The sequence below is a fragment of the Micromonospora sp. NPDC047644 genome, from assembly GCF_040704315.1.
Taxonomy (GTDB): domain Bacteria; phylum Actinomycetota; class Actinomycetes; order Mycobacteriales; family Micromonosporaceae; genus Micromonospora.
This window is the reverse complement of the sequence record NZ_JBEYSY010000001.1, coordinates 51,030-76,068: the sequence shown is the minus strand read 5'-3', so window position 1 is coordinate 76,068 and position 25,039 is coordinate 51,030. Positions and strand designations below refer to the sequence as shown.

Sequence of the window (25,039 nt, the reverse complement as noted above, 5' to 3'; positions counted from 1 at the left end):
CCCGATCGACGCGGCGCGCGTGTCATCCGTCGAGAGCCTGGGGACGATCGGCGGACCATAGGCTGAACAACCCTGACCATGATCCACCTGGAGGGTTCGATGTTCGAGGAGATCCTGGGTCTACCGGTGCACGTCCTGGTAATCCACGCGGTCGTCGTGTTCGTGCCGCTGCTGGCGGTACTGGCCATCGCGTACGTGGGGCTACCGCGGTGGCGGCACCGGCTGGACTGGGCCCTGGGTCTCCTCGCCGTGGCCGCGCCGGTGACCGCCTACGTCGCGGTCAAGTCGGGTGAGGCGCTCACCGACGCGCTGGTTGCCCGGGGCTTCCAGGGGCCGATCCTCGATCAGATCTTCGAGCACTCCCGCTACGGTGACATCCTGCTGCGCGTCGTGGTGCCGCTCGGGATCGTGGCCATCCTGCTGCTCGTGGCGACCAGTGGGCACCCCCGGGTGCCGCAGCTGCCCGCGCTGGTCACCCCCGTGCTGGCGGTAGCGACGGTGGGGCTCTCCATCGCCGCCCTGATCTACGTCTACCTGACCGGGCACTCCGGTGCCGAGACGGTGTGGGGCACCACGCTCTGAGCTGCTGCTGCTGCCGCCGCCCAGGGGTGGGAGTCAGAAGATGACCCGTGAGCAGAGCAGGCAGAGCAGTACCAGCAGCACCACGCCGGCCGCCGCCCCGAAGCCGTAGGTGACCCGCTGCGACCGCTGCTCGGCCGCGTCCAGGTCGGCCATGTCCTGCGGCGGCAGCCGTCGCGGTGGCGCCGGCTGCAGATGTACGGGTGGACGCCAACCCGTCGGCGGCGGCACGCTCGGCGGCGGGCCGGAGTACCCGCTGGTTGCGCCTCCCGTCGGCGCCGGCGCGATTGGTGCGGGCGGCGGGCCCGCGGGTGCGGCGGGAGGTTGGTCCGCCACCGCGTCGTCACCGGTGTCGGGCCGTCGCCAGTAGTCGTCCGGGTCGCTGCCACCGCTGGGGGTCGTCACGCCGTCCGACGCTACCAACGCCACCGGCGGCCCGGTCGCTTCTGGCGGGCGTGCCCACTGTCGGCGGTCCGGCTGGCTCCGGCCGGCGTGCCCAGTGCCGGCGGTCCGGCCGGGCTCTGGCCGGCGTGCCCAGTGCCGGCGACCCGGTCCGCCGCCGTCGGCTGAGCTAGTCTTGCCGCTCGTGAGCACCGAGGACCCTGGCACGCGCGGCGCACGGGGAGACGACGACCGTGCCGTCGACCTGAGCGAAGACTTGGTGGTGCTGCCCGAGCAGACCGCCGACGACACCGACCGTGGTTGGGGTGAGCGGTCGGGCGGCAACGACGACTGGCTGCTCGCCGAACGCCCCCCGCACTGGGAATGACCCCCGCAGGCTCGGCCAGACCCTTGACGGTCTCGATCCGCCAGCCGGCCTGCCCTGGGCGGTGGCCGGTGCTCGACCGGGGTTGACCGGTGCGCCTGTCCTGCTGCGCTTGCCCGACCGGCCTTGGTCGGCCTACCGGCTCGGGTCGTCCGGCACCGATGGCGCGTCGGAGGGCACCGCGCTAGGAGGGCATCCGGACGGGGTCTGCAGGACCGCGGCGGCCAGGCCGAGCAGCGCGGCGACCAGACCGGCCCGGAGCAGGGTGCGCCCGCCGGGCAGAGTGAGCTGGCGCAGCGGGCGCAACGCCCGCGCGGAATCCGGATCGACCATCGCCTCTGCCGCCTCCCGTCCCCGAGCGCCGCAGTGGCACCCGTGTACGGGAGGCTAGGCAGTTTCCGCCGCCTCGGCCGACCCACGGCCGCCGCCTGTGGACAACCGCCCGGCCTGTGGAAAACGCGCATCCGTCGGCGCGATCTGCTAGGAGAACCGCCGTGATCAACTCGGGATCAGGGAAAGCGGGCGGTCAGAGCGACGGGGACAGGCCGACTTCCTGGAACCCGGGTGGATCGAGGCCCGACCCGTGGCGGGGTCGGGCCACGCGCGATCAGGACGTGGAGCTGGTCGCCGCCGCCTTGCCGCCGCCGGACGCGCCCGAGGACGAGCCGGAAGACGACCCCGAGGAGGACGACGACCCCGAGGACGAGGACGACCCGGACGAGGACGAGGACCCCGAAGAGGACGACGAGCTGTCAGTCGAGGACGACTCGGACTTCGCCGGCTTGGTGGTCGTGCCGCCGGCGGTCGTCTCGGAACCGGACGCCCGGGAGTCGGTGCGGTAGAAGCCCGAACCCTTGAAGACGATGCCGACCGAGTTGAAGACCTTGCGCAGCCGCCCCTGACACGCCGGGCACTCGGTCAGCGGCTCGTCAGAGAAGGACTGCACCGCCTCGAGCTGCTCACCGCACGTGGTGCAGGCGTACTGGTACGTGGGCACGTTCTCCTCCGGATCTGGGCTCAGCCAGTTGGCACTCGACGTATTCGAGTGCCAATGGTGCGTCATTCGCCCCGGGTTCGTCCAGCAGACGTGTGGGGCGCGACACCGTGCGCCGTACCCGGGCCGCCGTCAAGCGTACGCACCCCGTCGGCGGGAGTGACGACCGCGCGCACCCGACGGTCGTGGGGCTCCGCCGGCAGCGCCTCGACCAGCTCACCGTCGTGCAGCGGCACCACGGTCAGGGCCGTCGCGGGCACCCGGGCGAGGGCGCGGTCGTACGAACCGCCACCACGCCCGAGCCGCCGACCGTGGTGGTCGACCGCGAGAGCCGGAACGACCACGAGTTCCGCCTGCGCCACGGCGGCCACCCCGAGACGGACACCGAGCGGTTCTCGGATACCCCGCCCCGCCGCGATCAACGCGTTGGGCCCGGTATACGCCGCCCAGTCCAGATCCAGGTCGGCAAGGAGCACCGGCAGCAGCAACTCGGCGTCCGGCGGGAGCGCCGCCCGCAGCACCTCGGGCAGGTCGCCACCGCCCGGTTCGGAGCCGACCGGCACGTACGCCGTCATCCGGTGTGGGCGCAGTCGGCGTACCAGGGCGACCAGCTCGGCCTGCACGCGCCTGGCGGCGGCTGCCCGGCTCTGAGCGGGCAGCGACCGGCGGCGAGCGAGCAGCTCGACGCGGGTGTTCCGCTTCGCCACCCGGGTCACTTCCGCTTCATCAGAAAATTCCGGCACGCAACACTCCTGACGCAACGCCTCTCCCACGGTTGCACTGTGTCAGCATCGCAAGCAACGGAGGCGGAACTTCCGGGGGGACGAGTGACGCTACGCGGGCGGTTGACGGCAGCCTTCCTCGTGGTGGTGCTCGGGCCCGTCCTGCTCGGCGCGCTCTTCGTCGCCTCCACCGTCGCGGCGGTGGACCGCAGCCGCTCCACCGAGCGCCTGGCGGTGGCTGCCTCCACGGTTCGTACCTCGCTCGACGCGCTCTGCCAGCAGCTACGCGCCACCGCCGACGCGGTGGCGCTCACCGCCGATCCGGCCGTCGCCGCCGCGCAACTGGTCGGCCGGGGTCTGGCCGCCGCGGTGCTGGTCAGCGACGTGACCGGCCAGGTCACCTACCTCTCGCCCGGTGCCCCGTCGACCCCGTGGCAGGACTGCGACGGCTCGGCCGAGGCCACGAACGGGGGCTCGAACCCGGGCCCGGCCGGCCCGGTCCGGGCGTTGGCCGCCCAGGTCGACCTGCACGATCGCGCCGGCGCCCGGCTGGGCACCGTGACCGCCGCGCAACTGGTCGACCCGGCCTTCGTGGCCCGACTGGCGGCGGTGACCGGGGTGGCGGTCACCCTCCTCGACAGTGGGGCGAGCGCCGCGCGGGTCACCCACACGACCGAGTCCCGCGACGTCCGCGACGCGGTGCTGGCCGCCGCCGTCGAGGTACGGGGTGAACAGGTCACCGAGACCAACGAGGGTCGGTACGTGCGCAGGCTCGGGCCCTCCGACGCGCAGCCGCTGCCGCTGGTGCTCTCCGTGCCCAGTGAACGGCCACCGGGGTTGCACGCCACGCTGCTCGGGGTGGTCGTGCTGGCCGGGCTGCTCGCGGTGCTGGCCGCCTGGCGGCTGGCCCGGGTGACCACCCGGCCGCTGGCGGAGCTGGCCGGTGCCGTCGACCGGGTGGCCCAGGGCGACCTGACCGCCCGGGTGCCGGTGCGCAGTCGTGACGAGTTGGGTCGGCTGGCCGCCGCGTTCAACCGGATGACCCGGGAGACCGGCTCCTACGTCGCGGCGTTGACCAGCAACCGCGACCAGCTGCGCGGGCACCTCGCGGTGCTCGGCGATACCCTGGCCAGCACACACGACCTGCAACGCATCCTGCGGGTGATCCTGCGCAGTGCCATCGGCGCCACCGGCGCGCGTGCCGGTGCCGTCCTGCTGGTGGAGACCGGCGGGGTGCTCGTCGCGCAGTGCACCGAGGGGTTGGACGGGCGCTGGCCGGCGGAGGAGGCGGACGGGTCGCCGACGCTCCGGGTGCCGGTCGGCGTCGGCGTGGTCGGTGAGGTCGCCGCGACCGGGGAACCACAGCGGGGGAGGGCGGAGCCGACCGGGGCGCCGACGGGTGAGCCGCGCTGTCGCACCTACGTCGCGGTTCCGTTCGCCGCCCCGCCCGGCGGTGCCACGGCCACCCTCGGCGGATCCTCGGGGCCGGTCGACGAGGCGGGCGCGGCGGCCGCCCTCGGCGTGCTGGCCCTCTACGACCGGCTGGGCGTCGACGAGTTCGACGACGACGACCTGGCCACCCTGCGCACCTTCGCCGGCCACGCGGCGGTGGCGGTGGACAACGTCCGGGTGCACGAGGAGGCGCAGCGGCTCTCCCTCACCGACCCGCTCACCGGGCTGTGGAACTACCGCTACCTGCGCGAGTCGATCCGGCGGGAGGTGGAACGGGCCAGCCGCTTCGGGCGGATGCTCAGCGTCCTCGCGTTGGACCTGGACCGGTTCAAGGACGTCAACGACACCTACGGGCACGCCGCGGGGGACACCGTGCTGGCCGAGTTCGCCAGGCGGGTGCGCGGGGAGATCCGGGAGGTCGACCTCGCCTTCCGCCAGGGTGGCGAGGAGTTCGTGCTGCTGCTGCCGGAGACCGACGCGCGGGGCGCGGCGATCGTGGCCGAGCGGCTCGGCGCGGCGGTGCGCGACACGCCCATCGCCGTCGAGGGGTACGCCGGGCCGGTCCTGGTGACCGTGTCGGTGGGCATCGCCGTCTTCCCGGACCACGGCAGCACCGGGCGGGAGGTGCTGGAGGCCGCCGACGACGCCCTCTACGCGGCCAAGGCGGCGGGCCGCGACACGTACCGGGTCGGCGAGGTTCGCTCGGATCTGCCGACCCGGGAGATCCCGGTGCTCGCGTGTGCGGCGAGCCCACCCGACGGGCTGCCGCGCGCCGGCCAGCCCGTGCAGGCCACCCGGGAGCCGGGCGGGCCCGCCCGGTCCGACCCGGCGGCGGGCGTACCTGAATCATCGGTGGCGGGCCCGGCGCACGCCCGGCCGGATGCGGCCGACGACACGCCGGAAAGCGCGACGGGCGGCACGCGGGCCGGCCCGGACGCGGCCCGGCCGGGGTCGGGTGGCGGCGCGTCTTCTGGGCCACACCCGCCGCGGCAGAGCCGTGGCCGATAGTCTCGCGGCATGTCGGAGCACTCAGCGAACCCCTCATCGACGGTCGCCGCAAACGGCCGTCCCCTGGCGGTCAAGGCCGTCATCCCGGCCGCCGGACTGGCCACCCGGTTCCTGCCGGCCACCAAGGCGGTGCCCAAGGAACTGCTGCCGGTGGTGGATCGGCCGGTGTTGCAGTACATCGTCGAGGAGGCCACGCAGGCCGGCATCGGTGACGTGTTGCTGATCACCGGTCGGGGTAAGACGTCGATGGTGGACCACTTCGACCGTCGCCCGGACCTGGAGACCAGGTTGGAGGAGAAGGGCGACGCCGAGCGGCTCGCCGCCGTGCGTCGGCCCAGCGAGCTGGCCGAAATCTACACCGTGCGGCAGCCCGAGCAGCTCGGGCTCGGCCACGCCATCGGGTACGCCGAGTCGCACGTCGGCGACGACGCCTTCGCGGTGCTGCTCGGCGACGAGTTCGTCAAGCCGTCGGAGCCGTTGCTGCCGGCGATGCTGGAGTTGCAGGCCCGCACCGGCGGTGTGGTGCTCGCCTTCTTCGAGGTCGACCCGTCCGAGACCAAGCGGTACGGGATCGCCTCCGTCGAGCCGGCCGAGTCGGAGCTGACCGACATCGGCGAGGTCGTCAAGGTGACCGGCATGGTGGAGAAGCCGCAGCCGGAGGACGCTCCGAGCAACCTCGCGGTGCTCGGCCGCTACGTGCTGCCGGGCAAGATCTTCGACGCGATCCGGCGGACCAAGCCGGGCAGCGGCGGCGAGATCCAGCTGACCGACGCGATGGAGCTGCTGCGCAGCGAGGGCACCCCGGTGCACGCGATCGTCTACCGGGGCACCCGCTACGACACCGGCATGCCGCTGGGATACCTCCAGACGGTGGTGCAGATCGCCGCCGAGCGCGAGGACCTGGGCACCGAGTTCCGGTCCTGGCTGGCCGACTTCGTCAAGGCCGACGCGGCAGGCGGATCTGGTACATGACAGCGACGGCCGACGCCGAGGCGGCCGCGAACGAGTTGACGCCGCTCGCCGACTACCTGGGCAGCGTGCTGCGCAGGTTGCGCGCGCTGCCGCCACTCGACCTCGACCTCACCCAGGCGCACGGCAACGTCCTCGCCGAGGACGTCGTCGCGCCGCACGCCTTCCCGGCCTTCGACCAGGCGGCCGTGGACGGCTACGCCGCGCGCTGGGAGGACATTTCCGGAGGGGGTCGGGGGCCGAGTTACGTCCCGGCCCCTTCCGGCACGCGCGGCGGTCGCACCATCCGGCTCAACGTGGTCGGCGATCTCGGTGCCGCGAGCTGGCGGCCGGTCCGGCTCACCCCCGGCTCGTGCTTCTCGGTGGCCGCCGGGGCTCCGCTGCCGGTCGCCGCTGACGTCGTGGTCCCGGTGGAGTGGACCGACCAGGGCATGGCTGCCGTGGAGATCTTCCGCACCCCCAAACGGGGGTACGGGGTACGCCGGGCGGGTGAGGAGCTGCCCGCCGGCACGTTGCTCGCTCGGGCCGGCACCTACGTGTCCCCGGCCCTGGTCGCCGTCTTCGCGGCGACCGGCATCGGGCACGTGGTGGTGCGGCCCAGTCCACGGGTGGTCATCGTGGCCACCGGTGACGAACTGGTCGACGTGGGCCGGGGCAGTCAGCCCGGTCAGGTGGTGGACGCGAACTCGCACGCGCTGACCGCCGCGGCGGCCGAGGTGGGCGCGTTGGCGTACCGGGTGGGAATCTGCGACGACGACCCGGAGGGGCTGCGCGGGCTGCTGGAGGACCAGACGCTGCGCGCCGACCTGATCATCACGACCGGGGGCACCGGCACCGGCCCCGGAGACATGGTGCGTCGGATCCTCTCCCGCCGTGAGGGCGGTCGCGCCGGGCCGGTCACCTTCACCGACGTGGCGCTCTACCCCGGCACCGCGCTCGGGTTCGGCACTGTCGGCGCCGAGGAGGTGCCGGTCGTCTGCCTGCCCGGCGACCCGGGTGCCGCGTTGATCGGCTTCGAGGTGCTGGCCCGCCCCGCCATCCAACTGCTCGCCGGCGCCGAACCGGTGTTCCGACCCAGTGTGCGGGCGCACCTGCTGGAGACCGTGTCGTCGCCGACCGGGCTGCGCGAGTTCCGGCCGGCGCACGTCGCCGAGCGACGCGGCGGCGGGTACACGGTCCAGCCGCTCAGCGGCGGACCGTTCACCCTCTCCGGGTTGGCCGAGGCCAATGGGCTGCTGGTGCTCGGCGAGCGGGTCACCACGGCCGCGGCCGGTTCCACAGTGGATGTCCTGCTGCTGGACCGCCGCCGGTGACACGTCCCGGCCGGCCCGCTCGCGGCCCGCGTCGGGTGATCGTCGGATCTGTGCGGTTAACGCGGTGAGGCCACTTGCGCGCGACACGGTCCCGCGCGGGAGACTGTCCAGGTGAGTCTCTTCGGACCCGCGCGGGCACCGGGCTGGCCGGTGGAGCTGGCCGACGGCCCAGTGCTGCTGCGGCCCTACCGGCGCTCCGACGCGGCGGCATGGTCGGAGGTGCGGCGGGCCAACCGGGCCTGGCTGGCACCCTGGGAGTCGTCACTGCCCGGCGGCTGGGACGAGATGAACTCGCCGGCCGCGTTCCGCTGGGTGCACCGTGACCAGCGGCGCTCGGCCCGCGAGGGTGAGGGCATGCCGTTCGCGGTCTGCCTGCGTGAGGCCGATCGTGACCGGCTGGTCGGGCACATCAACGTGGGCAGCATCGTGCGGCGGGCGCTCTGTTCCGGCTACGTCGGCTACTGGGTGGACGCCCGGGTCGCCGGCCAGGGTGTGATCCCGACCGCGCTGGCGCTCGCCGTGGACCACGCGTTCGGCCCGGGCGGGCTGCACCGGGTGGAGGTGAACATCCGTCCGGAGAACCAGCCTTCCCGGCGGGTGGTGGAGAAGTTGGGCTTCCGCGAGGAGTCGTACCACGTGCGCTACATGCACATCGACGGCGCGTGGCGGGACCACATCGGGTACGCGATGACGAGTGAGGAGATCGCCGCCGAGGGTGGCCTGCTGGCCCGCTGGCACCGGGTTCGCGCCAACGCGCGGTAGGAGGATTTCCGGACATTCGCCCACTCGTCCCACGGACGGGATCGGCGCGGCGCGGTGGCAACCCGGTCGGTGCGCCGTAACCTCAAGTAACTGCAAGCTGCGGCAAGCGCTCCCCGGCCGGACGATCCACGCGCCCAGGCGTGATCGATGGAAGATCCTGCGGTCGGGTGGCGGTTGCTTCGAATTCGGTGACGGGAGGGGTGAGGGTGCCGACCTCGGTGCTCCTCGCCGTCCTCGCCGCCGCCGGCCTGCTCGCCCTGGCCCCGGCGTTGGTTCGCCGGTACGACGCCACCGAGCGGCTGGTGGCGGAGCGGGCGCAGTCGACGGCGCGGGTGCTCCAGCGCCGCCGACGGCGCCGCACTGTGCCGGGACGGCGACCCGTCCATCCTCCGCGCTCACTGGTCGTGACGCTCAGTGAGGATGCGACTACCGGCGCGTTGAGCGCGCCGGTCTCCGCGCCGCCGGCCGTCCGCCGCTCCGGCCGACTGCGCGCCGTGCCCGCCGCGCCGAAACGGTCCCGTCGCCGCCCGCCGCCGCGCCGACAGCACACCCCCGCCGTGTACCGGCGTCGCCGGGTGCTCGCCGCCCTGCTGCTCCTCAACGTCGTCGAGTTGATCGGTGTGCTGTTCGTCAGCCCCGGCTTCTGGGTCGGCTTCGGGGTCACCTTCCTGCTCCTGGCCCTCTACGTCGTGCACCTGCGGGGTCAGGCCCTGGCCGGGCGTCGCCGCCGCCGCGCCCGAGCCCGGGAGGCCGCCTGGTTGGCCGCCCGGCAGGCCGAGGTGCGCCGGGAGCAGGCCCGCCGGGCTGCGGCCCGCCGGGAGGCGCAGCGCCGCCTCGCCGCCCAGCGCGAAGGGGTACGCCGAGCCGCCATGGGCCTGGACCGGCCGGGCGACCTGCCGGCGGCGGTCAATGGTGGATCGGTCTCGTACCGGCGGTCCGGCGGCCTGCGTGGCCGCCCCTACGAGGCCGGCCGAGGCGCCTGACCCGGCCCCGGCCCCAGCCCTGGCCGTGGCCCGGCCGTGCCGTTCGTGGCCCCGGCTGCGGCCGGCGGCTTGATCGACTCGGTTTCCTGGAAGTCGGGGGGTTGCGGCGTCCGGGATGCCCCGATTTCCAGGAACCCGAGTCGATCTTTGGGCGGGCCGGAGCGCCGGGCCGGGGGCGGATTCGCGGTGGAGGCCGACGACCTGTTAGCCTTGCTGCCGGCCCGCCCGGTGTAAGCCGGGTGGGACCGAAGCCGGTTCGCCGGCGGGGGGCTGTGGCGCAGACTGGTAGCGCACCTCGTTCGCATCGAGGGGGTCAGGGGTTCAAATCCCCTCAGCTCCACCCTAGGTAAAAAGGCCGTCTCCCGTGTGGGAGGCGGCCTTTTTCGATCTTGTGTAGCGGCAGGCGCCGCGCGTCCCGAACGGACCCGAACTGGCCCGAACGGTCCCGAACAGCCCATCTGTCCCAAACGGCGATCATCGATGCTCTACTCGATCTCGCGGCGGGTCGTCCCGGTCCTGATCGGACGGTCGGGGAGTACGGCCGACGCCATGCGCCTGGGTCTTTGACCTGTGGCGACCACCGCAGCTCATACGGATGGGCCGCGTACCAGGGTGTCCGCGGAGCCCTTCCTATCTCGAGGATCGTCAAGGGGGAGTTGCATGCTCAGGTTCCTACCAAGGGCGGGTGGCCGACGACGTGCCACCGGAGTCGCGCTGGGTGTCCTACTGGTGTCCACGTCCGGTGTGGTGGTCGTGCCAGCGCACGCCGCGCCGCAGCAGGCGGCAGCGAAGCCCGCCTCGGCCCCACCGTCCCAGCCCGCGTCGCCCGGCTCGCCAGAACAGCGAGCGCTCGGACCGTCGAACGCTCCGGTCAGCCAGCTCGCCGGGCCGATCTCGGTCCCGATCGGCACCGGGCCGGTCCGCAACGGAACGTTCAGCACGTTCCAACTCACTGACCGGTTGACCGCCCAGGTCAACACCGGCTCGGGAAACCTGCTCATCCGCAGCACCGACCTGGCCCTTCCGGGCATCGCGGACAGCCTCGTGCTGGGTGCGGCGTACAACAGCCTGCTCACTGGCAGCGAGGTGCCGACCGGCTCGCTCGGCTACAGCTGGCGTACGAGGGCCGGGGTGGACGTCAGGCTGATCAAGGCGGACGACAACTCGGTCACGTACGTCGCGGCCGACGGCGTCATCGGGCGGTTCACCCCAAGCGGGTCCGGTTACACCGCCGCCAAGGAGTTCAAGGCGACGCTCACCGCCGACGGCACCGGCTGGAAGCTGGTCGAGCACGACAGCGGGCGGCAACTCTTCTTCACCTCCGCCGGGCAGCTGGACCGCAGCCAGGACCGCAACGAAGGCGTCACCGACTACAGCTACGACGGCAGCGGCCGGTTGACCACGGTGACCACCAACCGAGGCGCTGCGGGCGTCCGCACCGCGAAGGTGCTCTACGGCTCGAACGGCTACCTCTCGGCGATCGAGCAGACCGTCGCCGGTGGGCAGTACCGCAGCGTCAGGTACAGCTACGCCAGCAACGGCAACCTGACCCAGATCCGCTCCGCCAGCGGAAGGGACACCCGTTTCGAGTACGACTCGTCGCGGCGGGTCACCAGGATCTCGGGCGGCATCCAGGGTTCCAATCTCGGGAACGCCACCTCGATCACCTATGACTCGGCACACCGGGTGACCTCGTTGACCCGGGCCTTCCAGCCGCAGAACCCGACGGTGGGCGCCACCACCCGTTGGGCGTATCCGTCGGCCACCCAGACGCTCGTCGCCGACGCCAACACCAACCAGTCGCAGCCGGTCACCTCGGTGCCGCGCAGCACGTACACGGTCAACGCCGACAAGCGGGTGACCAGCCTGGTCGACCCCGACGGCAAGGTCCGCAACTTCTCCTACACCCCGAACCTGGACCTGGCGTCGACGCAGAGCGGCACCGGTGCGACCACCACGACCTCGTACGAGGCGAACGGTGGTCTGTCGCCGACCCAGGTCGTCACGCCGACCGGGGCGAAGGCCTCCCTCGCCTACGTGAACGTGGCGACGCCCACCAACCCGACGGCGAACTTCCAGCCGTCGTCCGGCTCGGACAGCCAGGGCAACAGCACGTCGTACACGTACAACGGCGCGGGCAACCAGTTGGCCACGACGGACGCCCTGGCCGCCGAGGCCAAGGTCGAGTACAACACCGACGGCACGATCGCCTCGTCGACCGACCCCGGCAACGGCACGAACAGGACCACCTACCAGTACGACGCCAACAAGCAGTTGGCCTCGATCACCCCACCGGCGGGGACGACGCTCGGGGGTCGTCAGTTCAGCTACGACGAGTTCGGCCGGGTGCGCACGGCGACGGACGGCACCGGGCGGACCCAGGAGTACGAGTACGACCTGGACGACCGGGTCACCCGGATCACGTACCCGGACATCCCCGACGTCGCCTACGAGTACGACGGCGGCGGCAACGTCTACGCCCGCATCGACGGCAACGCGTACCAGAACTTCTTCTACGACCGGCTGAACCGGCTCACCGGCCGGCGGACCGGCAGCGTCGGCGGACTCTGGTACGTCTACGACCCGGTCGGCAACCTCATCGAGCAGCAGGACGAGCGCGGCAGCTCGTTCCACACCTACAACGCCCGCAACCTGCTCACCAAGCTGGTGGCCGCCAACGGCACCTACACCTTCACCTACGACGACGAGGGACGCCGCACCTCCACCACGTTGACCGTCTCCTCGGTGAAGGTGGCCGAGACCGTCAACACCCTCGACCAGTCCGGTCGGATCAGCCGGACCACCAGCAAGCGCTGGCAGGGCGGCACGGCCAGCACCGTCTTCGACGTCTCCTACTGCTACGCCAAGCGGGTCGGCACCTCGCCCTGCTCGACCGTCAAGGCCGACGACACCGGCCTACGGCAGTGGCAGACCGACCACCACCGCGCCGGCGCGGTCAGCCTCTACACCTACGACAAGGGCAACCGGCTCACCAAGGCCACCAACATCGACGGCAAGACCTACGACTACGCGTACGACAGCAACGGCAACCGCACCTCGGAGAAGGTGGACGGCGTCACCACGCAAACGCTGACGTACAACGCCGGCAACCAGATCACCAGCTCCGGTTACTCCCACGACGGAGCAGGCAACCAGCTCGGCGGTTCGGCGCTGCGCGACTTCGAGTACAACACCGCCGGGCAGCTGATGCGCGGCTTCACCGCCGGTGGCGCCGAGCTCGGTTGGGCGTACAGCGGGGCCGACCAGATCGAGCTGGGCTGGAAGGGCACGCCCCGGTTCGAGTACGAGTACTTCTTCGGCCGCAACGACCAGAACGGTCAGAGCGTGGTGCAGAGCTACACAGTGCCGGGCACCTACGGCCGGCACTACGTCGAGCGCGACCAGCTCGGCACGCCGCTCGGCTTCCGGGGCAAGACCGGGAGCACCTTCGACCACTACTTCTACGTGTTCGACGGGCTGGGCTCGGTGGTCGCCCTCATCAAGTACGACGGGTCGCTGTCCGGCTCCTACACCTACGACCCGTACGGCAAGGTGGTCAAGACGGTCGGCAGCAACAACGAGATCATCGACAACGCGATCGGTTTTGCCAGCGGCACCCGTCACGACGACCTGACCAAGTTCGGTCGGCGCTGGTACGACCCGAACACCGGCCGCTTCACCCAACAGGACAGCCTGAGCTTCCTCGCGGACCCGGCCAACGGCAACCGGTACGCGTACGCCGCCGGCAACCCGGTGAACTACGTCGACCCGACCGGCCTCGCGATCGACTACGGGGAGGCTTGTGCCGGCGGCGCTGCAGGCGGCGCCCTCACCGGAGCCGTCAGTGGGGCTCCCGGCGGACCCGCCACCGCGGCGCTCGGTGGGGTTCTCGGTGCGGTGGGTGGGTGCGCTGGCGGCATCCTCACCAAGGCCCTGATGGACGAGGCCGACAAGGACTGAGAGCACGAGATTGTCCGGACCTGCCAAGCAGGCAGAGTCTGACCTGAACGCGGAGGGGGCGATGGACGTCCATCGCCCCCTCCCTGCGGTCCGCAGCGGAGCGACATCCGCAATTCCGGCCAGGAGCGCAGCTAGGAGAAGCGTTCGGACGTCACCGGTATCAGACCGTGCTCGTGCAGACGTTCGTCAGGTCGGTCAGGGTCGAGCCCACCGCCTCGGCCACATCGGTGCTCAGCAGGACTGTCACGTCGAGACCCCAGCCCAGGCTGCCGCCGAACCGTCGCAGGTCCCAGGCCGTACTCGTGCCGCCCGCCGGCGTCCGCCAGGCTCGCCACCTGCTCGGCGCGGAGATCCCCGGCGAAGAGGACGCGGTACACCCGCCGCTCGTGAAACCCGGCCGGTGCCTGCGCGGGCCCGAGCCGAAGCGGAGGCGCGCTGGCGATCGGTTGGTGGTCGAGGAAGTGCGTACGGAGCACCGCCTCGGCCGGCAGTTGCCCGCCACCGAGCGCGCGGTGGACGTCCTCGGCCTCCCGGCGGGAGGTGGGAAGCACCCGCGTCAGCACCTCGGGGGCGGTGCGCATGGCGCGGCTCAGCGCGGCGGAACTGCACCAGCCGGCCTCCGGGGTCCAGGCGGCGCTGTCCAGCCCCGTCGTGGTGAAGTCGTGGTGGCGGGTGAACTCCTCGACGACGATCCCGTCCACAGTGGTGATCGCGCCGCTGTCGTCGTGCCGAGGTAGGACCAGGTAGTAGTCCAGGGGCGGCGGTCCCACGTCGGGCACCAGCACGGGTACGGCCCGCAACGGCTCGATGTTCATCAGCGCAACCGTAGCCAAGGAGAGCGGAGCGCAACCGTAGCCAAGGAGAGCGGCTAGCATCCGGATCTCTACGTGAGGAGCCCAGATGACTTCGGTGGCCCAGACCCGGTTCGGCATCATCGGCAGCGGCTGGCGAGGTGAGTTCTTCCTACGCCTGGCCCGGCTGCTCCCCGAGAGTTTCCGGGTGACCGGGGTGGTGACACGTACCGGATCACGGGGAGCCGCCGTGACGGCCGACTGGGGTGTGCCGACCTTCCGTACCGGCGCGGAGATGCTCGCCCACGAGCGGCCGGACTTCGTCCTCGTGTCGGTGCCCTGGTCGGTGACGCCCGAGGCGACCCGGGAACTGGTCGCGGCCGGCGTACCGGTGCTCGCCGAGACGCCGCCCGCCCCCGACCTGGCGGGTCTGCGCTCGCTCTGGGCCGACGTCGGAGACAGCGGCCTGGTGCAGGTCGCCGAGCAGTACCTGCTGATGCCCGGGCACGCGGCGCGGCTGGCGTTGGTCCGCGCCGGGGTGCTCGGTGAGCCGACCTCGGTCCAGATCTCGTCGACCCACCTGTACCACGCGGTCTCACTGATCCGGGGTCTGCTCGGCGTGGGTCACGAGAGCGCCGAGGTGAGCGCGCGGGCCTTCGTCGCGCCGCTGGCCAACCCGCTCTCGCCGGCCGGCTGGAGCGGCGACGACACCCCGCAGCAGCTGTCCACCACCCTCGCGACCATCGACTTCGGTGGGCGGATGGGGTTGTACGACTTCACCGACAACCAGTGGTGGAACCCGCTGCGCACCCGCCGGTTGGTGATCCGGGGCTCGCGCGGTGAGTTGGTGGACGACCGGGTGGTCCGGCTGATCGACCCGAGCACACCGGTGGAGTCGTTCCTGACCCGACGGCAGACCGGTCTCGACCTCAACCTCGAAGGGCTCGACCTCAAGCACATCAGCTTCGACGGCGACGTGGTCTACCGCAACCCGTTCGTCGGCAGCGGGATGTCCGACGACGACATCGCGGTGGCCGACATCGTCGCCCGCGCCGGGGCGTGGGCGCGGGAGGAGGGCCCGGCTCCGTACCCGCTGGCCGAAGCCTGCCAGGACCACCTGATCAGCCTCGCCGTCGACGAGTCGGTACGCACCGGCCGCCCGGTCGTCACCGCCACCGAGGCATGGGGGCGGTAGCTCCGGCTGTTCGGCTGCTGTCTCTTGGCTGACAGTGCGCAACCGTGCGGCCGGCTCGCCTGTGGAGCCAGGTATCAACCAGATGCCTGGGAGCACCCGGGCCCCACACGGGGGAGCAACGATGAACCGAAGCACTCGACGCCGGATGCTGGCAGCCACCGCGACCGGTCTGCTGGCCACCTCTCTCGGGGTCGCCGTCTCCGCTACGGCGACCGCCGCGCCCAGCGGGGCGGCCCCCCGCACCTGCAAGATCAGCACGTTGCCGTACCCGGCCGACACCTATCGGGCCGACGCGAACGCGGTCGACCCGACGGGGCGTTACGTCGCGGGCACCGCGCTGCGGGTCGGCGCGACCGACAACCAGTACCTGCTGCTGTTCTGGGACGGGCAGCGGGTCACCGAACTGGAGTCGAAGAGCACGGACACCCCCGTCGACATCAACGCCGACGGCGTCGTGGTCGGCAACGGATCGGCGGAGAGCGGTTACGGGCAGCCGTGGAGGTACCGCGACGGCAAGCTCGAGCAGTTGCCGGTGCTGCCGTCCACCGGCATCTTCGTCAGCGCCATCAACGACGTCGGCGACATCGTCGGTTACGGCTCGGACATCGTCCCCGGGCAACTGGTGGCGCTGCGCTGGCCGGCCGCCCGTCCGGGCACTGTGGAGGTGCTCGACGCCCCGCTGGACGCGCAGGCGGGTGGGATCACCGACAACGGGACCATCGTCGGTAGCGCCGGACCCTTCGGGGACTGGAACAGCTGGGTCCGCCGGCCGAACGGGAGGATCGACGCGCTCACGTTCCCGGGTGCCGAGTGGAGCACGGCCGGCGAGGCGGCGGGCCGCTGGGCGATCGGCCAGGCGTGGCTGGGCGGCACCACCTCGGCCAGGGTGCGGTGGGACCTGCGCAACGGCTCGCACACGGTGCTCGACCAGGACATGCCGGCCCTGACCGGTGTCAACGCCAAGGGCGTCGTGGTGGGTGGTGACCGCGTTGCCCGGGGCGCCACCTCCCGGGTCCTGCCGGGCGGCGGCACCGGGGTGGTCGTCGGTGCGCGGTCCATCTCCGACTCGGGCACCATCGTCGGGTTCCGCAACGTTCTCGCCGACCGGCTGACCCCGGTGCGCTGGACGGGCTGCTGACCCGCTGACTCGCCCACCGCGTGGGGCCGGCCCGGACGGGTCGGCCCCACGTCGCGTCGACGCGTCACGGCTTCCAGGAACCGGCGGTCTGGAACTGGTCGTGGTATTCCAGCGCGCCCGAGGTGTCGTGCACGTCGAACACCACGCTGCCGGTGCTTCTGGCGCCGGCGGTCAGGTCGTCGACGGCCGGCATCGGTTTGCCACAGCCGGAGAAGGCTCCACCGATCGCGGTGGTCTTGGTGCCGTCGGCGGCGACCCACTGAAAGTAGAGCGGGTTCGTCGACGCGGTGCCCTTGGTGACGGCCACCGTCACGTCGGCTATCACGTACATGCCTTCGCCGGGCTTCAGTCCGTGGGACTTGCAGGGTTTGGTGGCGCTGCTGAACTTCGTCACGGTGATCTCGACGGTGCCGGTCTCGCGGTTGACGACCAGGGTATCGCCCGGCGACATCCCGCGGGTGTCGCCGTTCGCCGACGGTGCCGGCGGGGTGGCCCGTGCCTCGCTCACCGTGGTCGAGGTGCCCTTGGTGCCGATGACGACCGCCACGATGCCGCCGGCGCAGGTGAGCAGGGTGAGGACGGCCGCGGTGACCGCGACGACAACGACGGACTTCTTGGCGCGGTCCGTCTGCGCCGGTGGTGGTGCGATGATCGGGTAGCCGGAGCCGCCGGGTGCCCGGTATCCGCCGCCATCGCCCGTGTTCCCGCCGGCCGCCGGGTATGCAGCCCCCGAGAACGGCGGCTGCGGTGTCGCCGCGAACGAGCGGGTCGGCGGCTGCGGGTTCGGCTGTCGGGGCTCGTGCGGCGTGACGCGAGGCTGGGGGTGGGTCACCGTACTCCTTGGCGCTTCGGTACGTGCGGTGCGGGAACTCTTCGACGTTACCGTGGGTGGCGGAGCAACCGATCGCCCCGCCGGAGGGCTTCCCACGGCGAGGACGCAGAACGTGTCTGGCCAGCGTGGACGGTGTTCAAGCGGTCACCAAACGCCAATGTGGATCGGTGATCCATTCATTGCTGTGAGTAACCGGGCGAGGTCAACGTGCCGGAAGTGCGGCGGCGGTACGGACCAGCCCGTCGGCGATCACGAATCGGCCGCTGATCGATGCCGGTGGGTCGTCGACCCCCGCCGCGTCCACCCGGGCCGGTGCGATCCGGGCGGTGAACGTGCCAGCGTCCGGATCGATGTCGAGGTGGGCGTCGTGGAAGTCCAACCAGCCGCGGACGACCGGATGCCACACCTTGTAGACGGTCTCCTTCGCGCTGAACAGCACGATCGGCCAGTAGGTGCCGCTGGGCAGCCGGGCGCAGACGGCCTCCTCCTCGGGCAGCAGCACGAGTCGGCGTACTCCCGGATTGACCTCGCGGTGCTGCTCGGCATCCATGCCGACGGACCGGATGTCGGTGGTGTGCGCCGCCGCCGCGGCGCAGTAGCCGGCGGTGTGGGTGATGCTGCCGACGATCCCGGCCGGCCAGACCGGCGCGCGGTCGGCGGCGGCCGGCACGGCGGTCGACGGCAGGCCGAGGTCGCGCATTGCTCTGCGGGCGCAAATCCTGCCCGCGACAAAGTCCCGCCGACGGGTCTGTACCGCCCGCTCGCCGAGGCATGCCTGCTCGGCGGGGAGCAATTCGCCCGTCCAGTCCTCCGGCCCGGCGACGGCGACGGCGACCGTCGATGGCAGCAGGTCACGCATTTTGGTGACCTACTGGTCGGTAGGAATGACGCATCGAGTTAACCGTCAAATTTCCGACTCCCACGACCGACGAAGGTACCGCAAAGATGTAACACCGGAGGGACGCGCAGCGCTCTCCCTGATGGCTCCGGGGGGACCACCATCAATGCTGGCCGGCACGGCAGCCGCCAGTCCCGTGGACATCTGGAAGGACGTGCGATGACCGATGGTCTGGAACGGCCGGGGGTGCGGGCCGACGAACACGCCCCGAAGACCCCCTGCTGGAGCTGCGGCTCCTGCGGTGACGAGTGGCCGTGCGCGACGAAGCGCACCCGGCTGCTGGCGGAATACGGGGGTGACCGCGCCATGCTCAGCGTCTATCTGGGCTCCTGCCTCGCCGCCGCCACCGAGGATCTGCGCGCGGCCCCGGTGATGTCGCTCCAGGACAGGTTCATCGGCTGGTTACCGCGCGGCTCCCGGCGTAGCTGAGCCTCTGGTGGCCCCGCCGCTGGGCGGGGCCACCAGAGGAGCGTGTCAGCGACGTCGAGGGCGTCGGGTCAGCGCGAAGCCGAACACGCCGGCCACCGCGGCGAGCGCGCCGCCGATGCCGGTCCAGACCCAGCGCGAGCCGAGATCCGGCAACCAGTCCGTCAGCGAGCCGCTCTCGTCGTCGGCCTCCGCGTCCACCGGGGGTACGGCGTTGAGCACCGTGCCGGCCTTGGTGTTCGGCACCAGCGGGGCGGCCAACTCGCCGTCGTCGGCCGAGGCGCCCCGGTCGGCGATGGTGCCCACCAGCAGGTCGACGTCGATCGGCGCACCCAGATCCGGCTCCGGCAGATCGATCACCGAGAGTCGGACGACGTACGTGCCGGGCAGCGGGTCGGCCGACCAGGGCTCCGCCCACGGCCGCACCTCGCGCAGCGTGCAACCCAACACCAGGTTCGACGCCTTCGCGTCCGCTGTCGGGGTCTGGGCCCCCGCCGTGCACGCCTGGCGTCGGCGCAGCCCGTCGAAGACGTCCACCGTCCAGGTGGAGGCGCCGCTGCGTCCCTTGGGGAAGGTGACGGTGGCGTTGATCTCGTGCACCTGGCCGGCTGTCGCCGGGAACGACCAGTAGAGGTGATCGCCGATCGAGGCATCCACCCGTACCGGTTGTCCGGCGGTGATCGGGGTGGCGGTGAGGAACGACGTGCCGGCGCGGTTCACCGGCGTGGCGCCCGGGGAGGGGGTTGGTGCGGCGGCGGCAGCAGTGGGGAGCAGGGCGGCCACGCCGGCAGCGAGCAGCGCCGCCATCGGCCGCATCGGTGCGGTACGCATCAGTTCTCCCTCCAGGTGGCGACCCACCAGCGGGTGAGCAGGCCGGCCAGCAGACCGGTGAGCAGACCGGCGATGGTGAGCAGTGCCAGCAGCACCCAGCCCCGGCCGAGGTGCGGTCCGTCCGGTGCGGGTGCGGCGGCGACCACGTCGATGGTCAACTCCACCGGCATTCCCGGGGTGGCCGCGGTTCCGGGACGCGGGGCGAAAGAATTGCTGACCACCAGGCAGACGGTGGTGGGTTCGATGATCGGTGCGGCGCTCTGCCCGGTCTCGGCGGCGTCCTCGTCGTCGGCGCTGGCCGACCAGCGCAGCCCGGCGGAGAGCACGTCGGTCCGCCCGCTGCCGGCGTCCGCGCCGCGGACGAGTTCCCGGCCGTCGGCAGCGGTGGCCCGCAGCAGCACCCCGTAGTCCCGGTTGACGGCCCGGTCCAACGCCATGCTCACCGAGGCCCGCAGCTCCTGCCCGGGGCGGATCGGCACCCGGTAGTAGCGATGCTCGGAGAACGCCTCCCGGTCGGCGTAGACGCCGGGGGCGAGCAGTGGCGCCGAGTCGCACGCGCTCGTGCCGCCGACAACTGTCGGGGCCCGGGTGTGGGTGTCCCCGGCCCGCTCGACGAGCTGCTTGATCCGGTCGGTCAGCTCCTCGGCGCTCTGCGCGGCGGTGTAGGTCCCGCCGGTGGCGTTGGCGATGCAGAGCAGTTGCCGGCGAACCTTGTCGTCGGGGGCCAGGCCGAGGGTGTCGACGACCAGGCTGGTGCCCTGGGCGGCCAGTTCCCGGGCCACCTCGCACGGGTCCGGCGGCGCACAGGTGTCCTCGCCGTCGGTGATCAGCACGATCCGCCGGGTGGTGGCCCCGGCGCCCAGGTCCTGCGCGGCCGAGCGCAGCGCCAGGCCGACCGGAGTGAACCCGGTCGGCCGCAGTGTCGCCACCGCGGCCTTGGCGGCGGACCGGTCAACCGGCGCGACCGGCACGATCTGCTGGGTGTCCTGGCAACCGACCTTCTTGTCCTTGCCGCGGTAGGTCGCGCCGAGCACCCGGATGCCGAGCTGTGTCTCCTCGGGCAGCGCGTCGACCACCTCGTTGAACGCCTGCTGGGCGACCGAGATCCGGGTGCGTCCGTCGATGTCGGCGGCGCGCATCGACCCGCTGACGTCGAGTACCAGCTCGACCCGGGGCGGCTCGGGCACCGGCTCCTCGTCGGCCTGCGCCGGGCCGGCCAGCGCGGTGGTCGCCAACAGTCCGAGAAGGACCGCCGTCGATCGTCTGAAGTTGATCACGACCCGCAGTGTAATGAGATCCACTTTGGATGATCGTTTGGGTGCGGGCGCGCGGAATCGGCGACGCCGCCCACGTCGGGTTCGGCTCGGATCGGCAGCACCCGCGCTCAGGGTCCATGGCGGGTCACCCTCGGTCAACTGTGAGAGGCAAGGTGTCGGCTCGGCCAGCCTCCGTCGGAAATCTGACCCAAGTCGACCCGTTGTGCCGGTGGTGCGCGGTGGTTAAGCTCTTCATGCGCGCCCCAATCGCCCGCTTCCCCCGTGGCAGGCGATCGGGGCGCGCGTCTTTGTCAAGAAGGGCCCGCACGCTCCGGCGTGCGGGCCCTTCTTCCGTCGCGCTGTGCGGCGCGCCGCCTGTCGATGCTTATATCCACCGACCGTCGAGCCACATCCGGGACAACCAGTCCGAGTACGGAATCACCCGACCGACGAAGATCGGATAGAAGTATGCGAAGCAGAGCGCCACCAGCAGGACGTACGCCCCCGCCGCGATGCTGCCCACCAGTCGGCGCTCGTAACTCGGGTCACCGGGCACCAGCGGCGTCACCGTACCCACGTCACCCCCGGCCGGCGCGATCAGCGCGCCCAGCACATACACCACGGCCAGCACCAGGAACGGCACCGCCGGCGCGGCGTAGAACGAGAACATCGTCCGGCCTTCGAGAGCGAACCAGAACCACGGCAGCAGCCCGGCGGCCACGGTGAGCAGGATCGCGCCGGCCCGCCAGTCCCGACGGGCCACACCCAGCCAGGCCAGCGCCACCAGAGCCGGCAGGAACGACCACCAGAGCAGCGGGGTGCCGAGCAGCAGAATCTCCGAGGCGCAGCTCGCCGCGCCGCAGACGCCGTCGCCGGCGTAGTGGAACGCCACCGGCCGGCCCAACAGCAGCCACTGCCACGGCCAGGACTGGTACTTGTGCGCGTCGTCAAGCTGGGCGTGGAAGCCGTACGCCGCGCGGTGGTATTCGTAGAGGTTGATCAGCGGGCCGATCACGGGGCGGTCGCTCAGCTTGTCGGACGCGTACTGGTTCGACGACGCGAGCCGGTAGTAGCCGTCGTCGGTGAGCAGCCAGCCCGACCAGGTGGCGAGGTAGGTGCCCACCATCAGCACGCCGGCGAGCGCCAGCCAGGGCAGCTCGTCGACGAGCGTGTCCCGCCAGGGCCGACGGACCCCCGCCGAGCGGCGGACGCCGACCTCCCAGAAGAGCACCAGCAGAGCGAAGGCCGGCACGAAGTACAGGGCGCTCCACTTCACCGCGCAGGCGCAGCCGATCAGCACCCCGGCCGCCAGCCGCCACCACGGCCAGGTGCGCCAACCGGTCGGCGGACGCCCGGCCCGGCCCGGCTGGCTCGGATCGAGCCCGTCGTCCAGGGCCCGAGCCCAGCGGCGACGGCGGGCGTCCCGATCGAGGACCAGCGCGCCGAACGCCGCCAGCACGAAGAAAAGCAGGAAGATGTCGAGCAGGGCCGCCCGGGACAGCACCAGGTGGAAGCCGTCCAGGGCGAGCAGCAGGCCGGCCGCGCAACCGAGCACCGTCGAGCGGAACATCCGCCGACCGATGCGGACCAGCAGCAGCACCGACAGGGTGCCGATCACCGCGGCCGAGAATCGCCAGCCGAACTCCGGTGCGGTGGTCATCAGGTGACCGGGAACGGAGACCTTCGAATCCGCGTCCTGGTAGCCGAAGGCCCACTCGCCGACGCCGATCAACCACTTGCCCAGCGGGGGGTGCACCACGTACGACGGGACGTTGTCCCGGTAGTTCCACTCCACGCCACGGGAGATCAGGCCGTAGGCGTCCTTGGCGTAGTACGTCTCGTCGAAGATCTTGCCCTTCGGGCTGGACAGCCCGACGAAGCGCACGATCGCCGCGATGGCCACCACCACTGCCGTGGCCAGCCAGGAGAACCTGTCCACCTGGGTGTCGACGGTGGCGAACCGTCGCCGGACCACGGCGACCACCCCGCCGCCCTCGGCGCTCGGTGCCGTCGGCTCCTGGGTGGCACTGGGCTCGCCCGTCGCCGGGATCATCTTGTCCGGATCGGCGCTCGGGGTCTGCGCTGTCGACGCACTCGTCACCCGGCGATCGTAGGCTGCCAAGGTGTCCGGTGGCGTCCGTCGTCCCTGATACCGGTATTCCCAGCAGTGAAGGAGACGAATTCGTGGGTGAAATGTCCGAAGTTGGGCGCCTGATTCTGCTCGGTGCCCCGCTCGGCAACCCCGCCGACGCCTCGGCCCGACTCCGGGAGGTGCTGATCAGCGCCGACGTGGTCGCCGCCGAGGACACCCGACGACTCACCCGGCTGGCCCGCGATCTCGACCTCACCGTCGGCGGTCGGATCGTCTCCTACTTCGAGGGCAACGAGGAGCGGCGCACCCCCGAGCTGGTCGAGGCCATCCTCGCCGGGTACGTGGTGGCGCTGGTCACCGACGGCGGGATGCCCAGCGTCTCCGACCCCGGCTACCGGCTCGTCCGTGCCACGTTGGACGTCGGCGCGCCGGTCACCGTCGCCCCCGGGCCCAGCGCGGTCACCACCGCGCTGGCCGTCTCCGGGCTGCCCTGCGACAGGTTCTGCTTCGAGGGCTTCCTGCCGCGTACCCCCGGTGGCCGTCGGTCCCGGTTGCGGGCCCTCGCCGCCGAGGAGCGCACCCTGGTCTTCTTCGAGGCCCCGCACCGGATCGCGGCGACGCTCACCGACCTGGCCGACACGTTCGGGGCGGACCGGCCGGCCGCGCTCTGCCGCGAACTCACCAAGACCTACGAGGAGGTGCTCCGCCGCCCCCTCGGCGAGCTGGCCACGTGGGCCACCGAGGGGGACCCGCGTGGAGAGATCACCCTGGTGGTGGCCGGAGCCCCGGTGATCGTGGCCGAACGCCCGGACGACGAAACCCTTCGCGCCGCCGTCGCCGAGCGGGAGGCCGCCGGCCGGTCCCGCCGGGACGCCATCACCGACGTCGCCACCGAGTACGCGCTGCGCCGCCGCGACGTCTACACGATCGTGCACAGCTGATCGAGGTGGTCCGGCTCGCCGGACCGCCGGGTCACCACGCGGCGACCAGGAACCCGACGGTGATCAGTGTGGGGCCGGCTACGGCGGCGGCCACGGCCCAGCGGCGGTGCCGGCGACCGGGCAGCCGGGCCGACCCGGTCCACCGGACGATCCCGGCGGCGCAGGCCAGCACCACCAGCAGACCGGGCAGCCACCGCAGGTGCCGGCCCACGCCGACGTCCGCGTACGCGGTACCGCTGTCCGGGCCGGTCATCCGTGCCGACAGCGCGGTGCCGGCCGTGCTCCGCCCGACGGGCACGCCGGTGACCCGGACACCATGGCTGATGAACCGGTCGTCCTCGGCCGTGAACGTCCCCCGGCAGCGCAGGGTGAGCCCGTTGCCGGAGCAGTTGTCGATCACCACGGTGCCGGTCCGGGCGTGCCCGACCGCGAGCCAGAACGGGCCGGCGCTGACCCAGGCGAAGAAGGCCGCGACCAGGCTCAGCACCACCAGCGCGGCGAGCCCGGGCAGCGGGTCCGGCGGCAGGGGCGTGCGGTGCGGCGCCCGACGCCGCGCCAGTCGGAAGCCCCGGAACCGCGCCGGTGCCGCGTCCGTGCGAACCGGGGTGCCGTCCCAGTGCACCTGCTCGATCGGCGCCCAGAAGGCGCCAGCGTCGTCCTCCGGCGGGTCGCCGTCGGGCCCATGGTCGCGCTGCCGGCGGCCCTGCTGCCGGACCGGCACCCGACGCGGCACCGCGTCCACCGGCGCCCCGGTCGTCGGCTCCACCTCGATCGGCTCCGCGCCGGCCGGTGCCGAGTCGGCCGGCGGGCCCGACGAGCCGGGCCGGGCCGGGCTGGGTACGGGTGCCCCCGGGGTCGGACGAGTCGGTGTGGGTGACGGCGCCGCCGGTGCGGGGCGGGCCGGGGCCGCGGACCTCCCCGCCGGGGTGGGCCGCTGCGCACCCGGCTCGGCGGTGGACTCGAACCGGGGCTGCGGCGCGACCCCGGCGACCCGGGACGCGGCGGGTCCGGGCCCCGGGTCGTCGCCGACCGCCGACCCGGTGGGACGGTCCTCGTGGTCCCGCGCCGCTCCTCTGCCCGTCACGACGTTCATTGCACACCGCGCCAGGAGGTGAAACGGGCAGGTGAGCC

23 protein-coding genes, 1 tRNA gene and 1 pseudogene are annotated in these 25,039 nt (G+C 72.3%); 14 read left to right on the top strand and 11 right to left on the bottom strand.

Annotation, left to right across the window (positions count from 1 at the left end):
* The first annotated feature begins 99 nt into the window (after positions 1 to 99).
* Complete coding sequence (locus AB0877_RS00355; protein WP_366606142.1) at positions 100 to 582, top strand: DUF2231 domain-containing protein; 483 nt, start codon at positions 100 to 102, stop codon at positions 580 to 582.
* 33 nt (positions 583 to 615) lie between these two features.
* Here the strand turns inward: AB0877_RS00355 and AB0877_RS00350 are convergent, their stop codons facing one another.
* Complete coding sequence (locus AB0877_RS00350; protein WP_366605304.1) at positions 616 to 984, bottom strand: hypothetical protein; 369 nt, start codon at positions 982 to 984, stop codon at positions 616 to 618.
* A gap of 181 nt (positions 985 to 1,165) precedes the next feature.
* Here AB0877_RS00350 and AB0877_RS00345 point away from each other — a divergent pair, with 181 nt between their 5' ends.
* A complete protein-coding gene (locus tag AB0877_RS00345; protein WP_366605302.1) occupies positions 1,166 to 1,348 on the top strand; it encodes a hypothetical protein in 183 nt (60 codons plus the stop codon).
* Between the two features lie 132 nt (positions 1,349 to 1,480).
* On the opposite strand, the gene AB0877_RS00340 is transcribed toward AB0877_RS00345, so the two are convergent.
* Positions 1,481 to 1,678 carry a hypothetical protein gene (locus tag AB0877_RS00340; protein WP_366605301.1) on the bottom strand — a complete coding sequence of 66 codons (198 nt, stop codon included), beginning with the start codon at positions 1,676 to 1,678 and terminating at the stop codon, positions 1,481 to 1,483.
* A 281-nt stretch (positions 1,679 to 1,959) separates the two neighbouring features.
* Between AB0877_RS00340 and AB0877_RS00335 the strand changes: the two genes are divergently transcribed.
* Positions 1,960 to 2,187, top strand: a complete 228-nt coding sequence (locus tag AB0877_RS00335; RefSeq protein ID WP_366606205.1) for a hypothetical protein — start codon at positions 1,960 to 1,962, stop codon at positions 2,185 to 2,187.
* 14 nt (positions 2,188 to 2,201) lie between these two features.
* Here AB0877_RS00335 and AB0877_RS00330 read toward each other — a convergent pair.
* Positions 2,202 to 2,408: pseudogene (locus AB0877_RS00330) on the bottom strand (FmdB family zinc ribbon protein); the annotation flags it as partial.
* Positions 2,405 to 3,082 (bottom strand): 5-formyltetrahydrofolate cyclo-ligase, encoded by a 678-nt coding sequence (locus AB0877_RS00325; RefSeq protein WP_366605299.1) that lies wholly within the window; start codon positions 3,080 to 3,082, stop codon positions 2,405 to 2,407. The gene AB0877_RS00325 and the pseudogene AB0877_RS00330, both read right to left, overlap by 4 nt.
* Before the next feature lie 84 nt (positions 3,083 to 3,166).
* Here AB0877_RS00325 and AB0877_RS00320 point away from each other — a divergent pair, with 84 nt between their 5' ends.
* The 7 genes from AB0877_RS00320 to AB0877_RS00290 all read left to right on the top strand — a co-directional run bounded on the left by AB0877_RS00320 (position 3,167) and on the right by AB0877_RS00290 (position 13,508).
* Entirely contained in the window at positions 3,167 to 5,521 is a 2,355-nt protein-coding gene (locus tag AB0877_RS00320) for a diguanylate cyclase (RefSeq protein WP_366605297.1), read from the top strand.
* A gap of 9 nt (positions 5,522 to 5,530) precedes the next feature.
* Positions 5,531 to 6,493, top strand: coding sequence for a UTP--glucose-1-phosphate uridylyltransferase (locus AB0877_RS00315; RefSeq protein ID WP_366605295.1), 963 nt, complete (start codon positions 5,531 to 5,533; stop codon positions 6,491 to 6,493).
* Entirely contained in the window at positions 6,490 to 7,803 is a 1,314-nt protein-coding gene (glp, locus tag AB0877_RS00310) for a gephyrin-like molybdotransferase Glp (RefSeq protein ID WP_366605293.1), read from the top strand. Before AB0877_RS00315 ends, glp begins: the two co-directional genes overlap by 4 nt.
* A 111-nt stretch (positions 7,804 to 7,914) precedes the next feature.
* The gene (locus AB0877_RS00305; RefSeq protein WP_366605291.1) at positions 7,915 to 8,565 is read left to right on the top strand and encodes a GNAT family protein; all 651 of its coding nucleotides are present in this window, start codon (positions 7,915 to 7,917) and stop codon (positions 8,563 to 8,565) included.
* 200 nt (positions 8,566 to 8,765) lie between these two features.
* On the top strand, positions 8,766 to 9,548 hold the full coding sequence (locus tag AB0877_RS00300; protein ID WP_181549198.1) for a hypothetical protein: 783 nt from the start codon (positions 8,766 to 8,768) through the stop codon (positions 9,546 to 9,548).
* Between the two features lie 266 nt (positions 9,549 to 9,814).
* Positions 9,815 to 9,888, top strand: a tRNA-Ala gene (locus AB0877_RS00295).
* A gap of 389 nt (positions 9,889 to 10,277) precedes the next feature.
* Positions 10,278 to 13,508: an RHS repeat-associated core domain-containing protein gene (locus tag AB0877_RS00290; RefSeq protein WP_366605289.1), complete on the top strand. Its 3,231-nt coding sequence runs from the start codon at positions 10,278 to 10,280 to the stop codon at positions 13,506 to 13,508.
* A gap of 131 nt (positions 13,509 to 13,639) precedes the next feature.
* Here AB0877_RS00290 and AB0877_RS00285 read toward each other — a convergent pair whose 3' ends face one another.
* On the bottom strand, positions 13,640 to 14,323 hold the full coding sequence (locus AB0877_RS00285) for a hypothetical protein (RefSeq protein WP_366605287.1): 684 nt from the start codon (positions 14,321 to 14,323) through the stop codon (positions 13,640 to 13,642).
* A gap of 85 nt (positions 14,324 to 14,408) precedes the next feature.
* Between AB0877_RS00285 and AB0877_RS00280 the strand changes: the two genes are divergently transcribed.
* Both AB0877_RS00280 and AB0877_RS00275 read left to right on the top strand, forming a co-directional pair.
* The gene (locus AB0877_RS00280; protein WP_366605285.1) at positions 14,409 to 15,494 is read left to right on the top strand and encodes a Gfo/Idh/MocA family oxidoreductase; all 1,086 of its coding nucleotides are present in this window, start codon (positions 14,409 to 14,411) and stop codon (positions 15,492 to 15,494) included.
* 121 nt (positions 15,495 to 15,615) lie between these two features.
* Positions 15,616 to 16,632 (top strand): hypothetical protein, encoded by a 1,017-nt coding sequence (locus tag AB0877_RS00275; protein ID WP_366605283.1) that lies wholly within the window; start codon positions 15,616 to 15,618, stop codon positions 16,630 to 16,632.
* A gap of 64 nt (positions 16,633 to 16,696) precedes the next feature.
* Here the strand turns inward: AB0877_RS00275 and AB0877_RS00270 are convergent, their stop codons facing one another.
* Both AB0877_RS00270 and AB0877_RS00265 read right to left on the bottom strand, forming a co-directional pair.
* A complete protein-coding gene (locus tag AB0877_RS00270; RefSeq protein ID WP_366605281.1) occupies positions 16,697 to 17,464 on the bottom strand; it encodes a DUF4352 domain-containing protein in 768 nt (255 codons plus the stop codon).
* Between the two features lie 202 nt (positions 17,465 to 17,666).
* Positions 17,667 to 18,323, bottom strand: coding sequence for a 4'-phosphopantetheinyl transferase superfamily protein (locus AB0877_RS00265; protein WP_366605280.1), 657 nt, complete (start codon positions 18,321 to 18,323; stop codon positions 17,667 to 17,669).
* A gap of 198 nt (positions 18,324 to 18,521) precedes the next feature.
* Between AB0877_RS00265 and AB0877_RS00260 the strand changes: the two genes are divergently transcribed.
* On the top strand, positions 18,522 to 18,791 hold the full coding sequence (locus AB0877_RS00260; protein WP_203122828.1) for a hypothetical protein: 270 nt from the start codon (positions 18,522 to 18,524) through the stop codon (positions 18,789 to 18,791).
* Positions 18,792 to 18,836: 45 nt separating this feature from the next.
* Here AB0877_RS00260 and AB0877_RS00255 read toward each other — a convergent pair whose 3' ends face one another.
* The 3 genes from AB0877_RS00255 to AB0877_RS00245 form a co-directional block, all read right to left on the bottom strand.
* A complete protein-coding gene (locus AB0877_RS00255; protein WP_366605279.1) occupies positions 18,837 to 19,619 on the bottom strand; it encodes a peptidase in 783 nt (260 codons plus the stop codon).
* Entirely contained in the window at positions 19,619 to 20,896 is a 1,278-nt protein-coding gene (locus AB0877_RS00250) for a VWA domain-containing protein (protein ID WP_366605277.1), read from the bottom strand. The genes AB0877_RS00255 and AB0877_RS00250 overlap by 1 nt, the downstream gene beginning before the upstream one ends.
* Positions 20,897 to 21,260: 364 nt before the next feature.
* Entirely contained in the window at positions 21,261 to 22,928 is a 1,668-nt protein-coding gene (locus AB0877_RS00245; protein ID WP_366606140.1) for a phospholipid carrier-dependent glycosyltransferase, read from the bottom strand.
* Between the two features lie 131 nt (positions 22,929 to 23,059).
* On the opposite strand from AB0877_RS00245, the gene rsmI reads away from it, so the two are divergent.
* Positions 23,060 to 23,908 carry a 16S rRNA (cytidine(1402)-2'-O)-methyltransferase gene (gene rsmI, locus AB0877_RS00240; protein WP_366605274.1) on the top strand — a complete coding sequence of 283 codons (849 nt, stop codon included), beginning with the start codon at positions 23,060 to 23,062 and terminating at the stop codon, positions 23,906 to 23,908.
* A 31-nt stretch (positions 23,909 to 23,939) separates the two neighbouring features.
* On the opposite strand, the gene AB0877_RS00235 is transcribed toward rsmI, so the two are convergent.
* Positions 23,940 to 25,001, bottom strand: a complete 1,062-nt coding sequence (locus AB0877_RS00235; protein WP_366605272.1) for a hypothetical protein — start codon at positions 24,999 to 25,001, stop codon at positions 23,940 to 23,942.
* Between the last annotated feature and the right edge of the window lie 38 nt (positions 25,002 to 25,039).

Bases quoted from the DNA above. Each gene is read 5' to 3' on its own strand.
- AB0877_RS00355 (WP_366606142.1), top strand. From the start codon at position 100: ATGTTCGAGGAGATCCTGGGTCTACCGGTGCACGTCCTGGTAATCCAC.
- AB0877_RS00285 (WP_366605287.1), bottom strand. From the start codon at position 14,323: ATGAACATCGAGCCGTTGCGGGCCGTACCCGTGCTGGTGCCCGACGTG.
- AB0877_RS00275 (WP_366605283.1), top strand. From the start codon at position 15,616: ATGAACCGAAGCACTCGACGCCGGATGCTGGCAGCCACCGCGACCGGT.
- AB0877_RS00280 (WP_366605285.1), top strand. From the start codon at position 14,409: ATGACTTCGGTGGCCCAGACCCGGTTCGGCATCATCGGCAGCGGCTGG.
- glp (WP_366605293.1), top strand. From the start codon at position 6,490: ATGACAGCGACGGCCGACGCCGAGGCGGCCGCGAACGAGTTGACGCCG.
- AB0877_RS00315 (WP_366605295.1), top strand. From the start codon at position 5,531: ATGTCGGAGCACTCAGCGAACCCCTCATCGACGGTCGCCGCAAACGGC.
- AB0877_RS00235 (WP_366605272.1), bottom strand. From the start codon at position 25,001: ATGAACGTCGTGACGGGCAGAGGAGCGGCGCGGGACCACGAGGACCGT.
- AB0877_RS00245 (WP_366606140.1), bottom strand. From the start codon at position 22,928: ATGATCCCGGCGACGGGCGAGCCCAGTGCCACCCAGGAGCCGACGGCA.
- AB0877_RS00265 (WP_366605280.1), bottom strand. From the start codon at position 18,323: ATGCGTGACCTGCTGCCATCGACGGTCGCCGTCGCCGTCGCCGGGCCG.
- AB0877_RS00255 (WP_366605279.1), bottom strand. From the start codon at position 19,619: ATGCGTACCGCACCGATGCGGCCGATGGCGGCGCTGCTCGCTGCCGGC.
- AB0877_RS00260 (WP_203122828.1), top strand. From the start codon at position 18,522: ATGACCGATGGTCTGGAACGGCCGGGGGTGCGGGCCGACGAACACGCC.
- AB0877_RS00340 (WP_366605301.1), bottom strand. From the start codon at position 1,678: ATGGTCGATCCGGATTCCGCGCGGGCGTTGCGCCCGCTGCGCCAGCTC.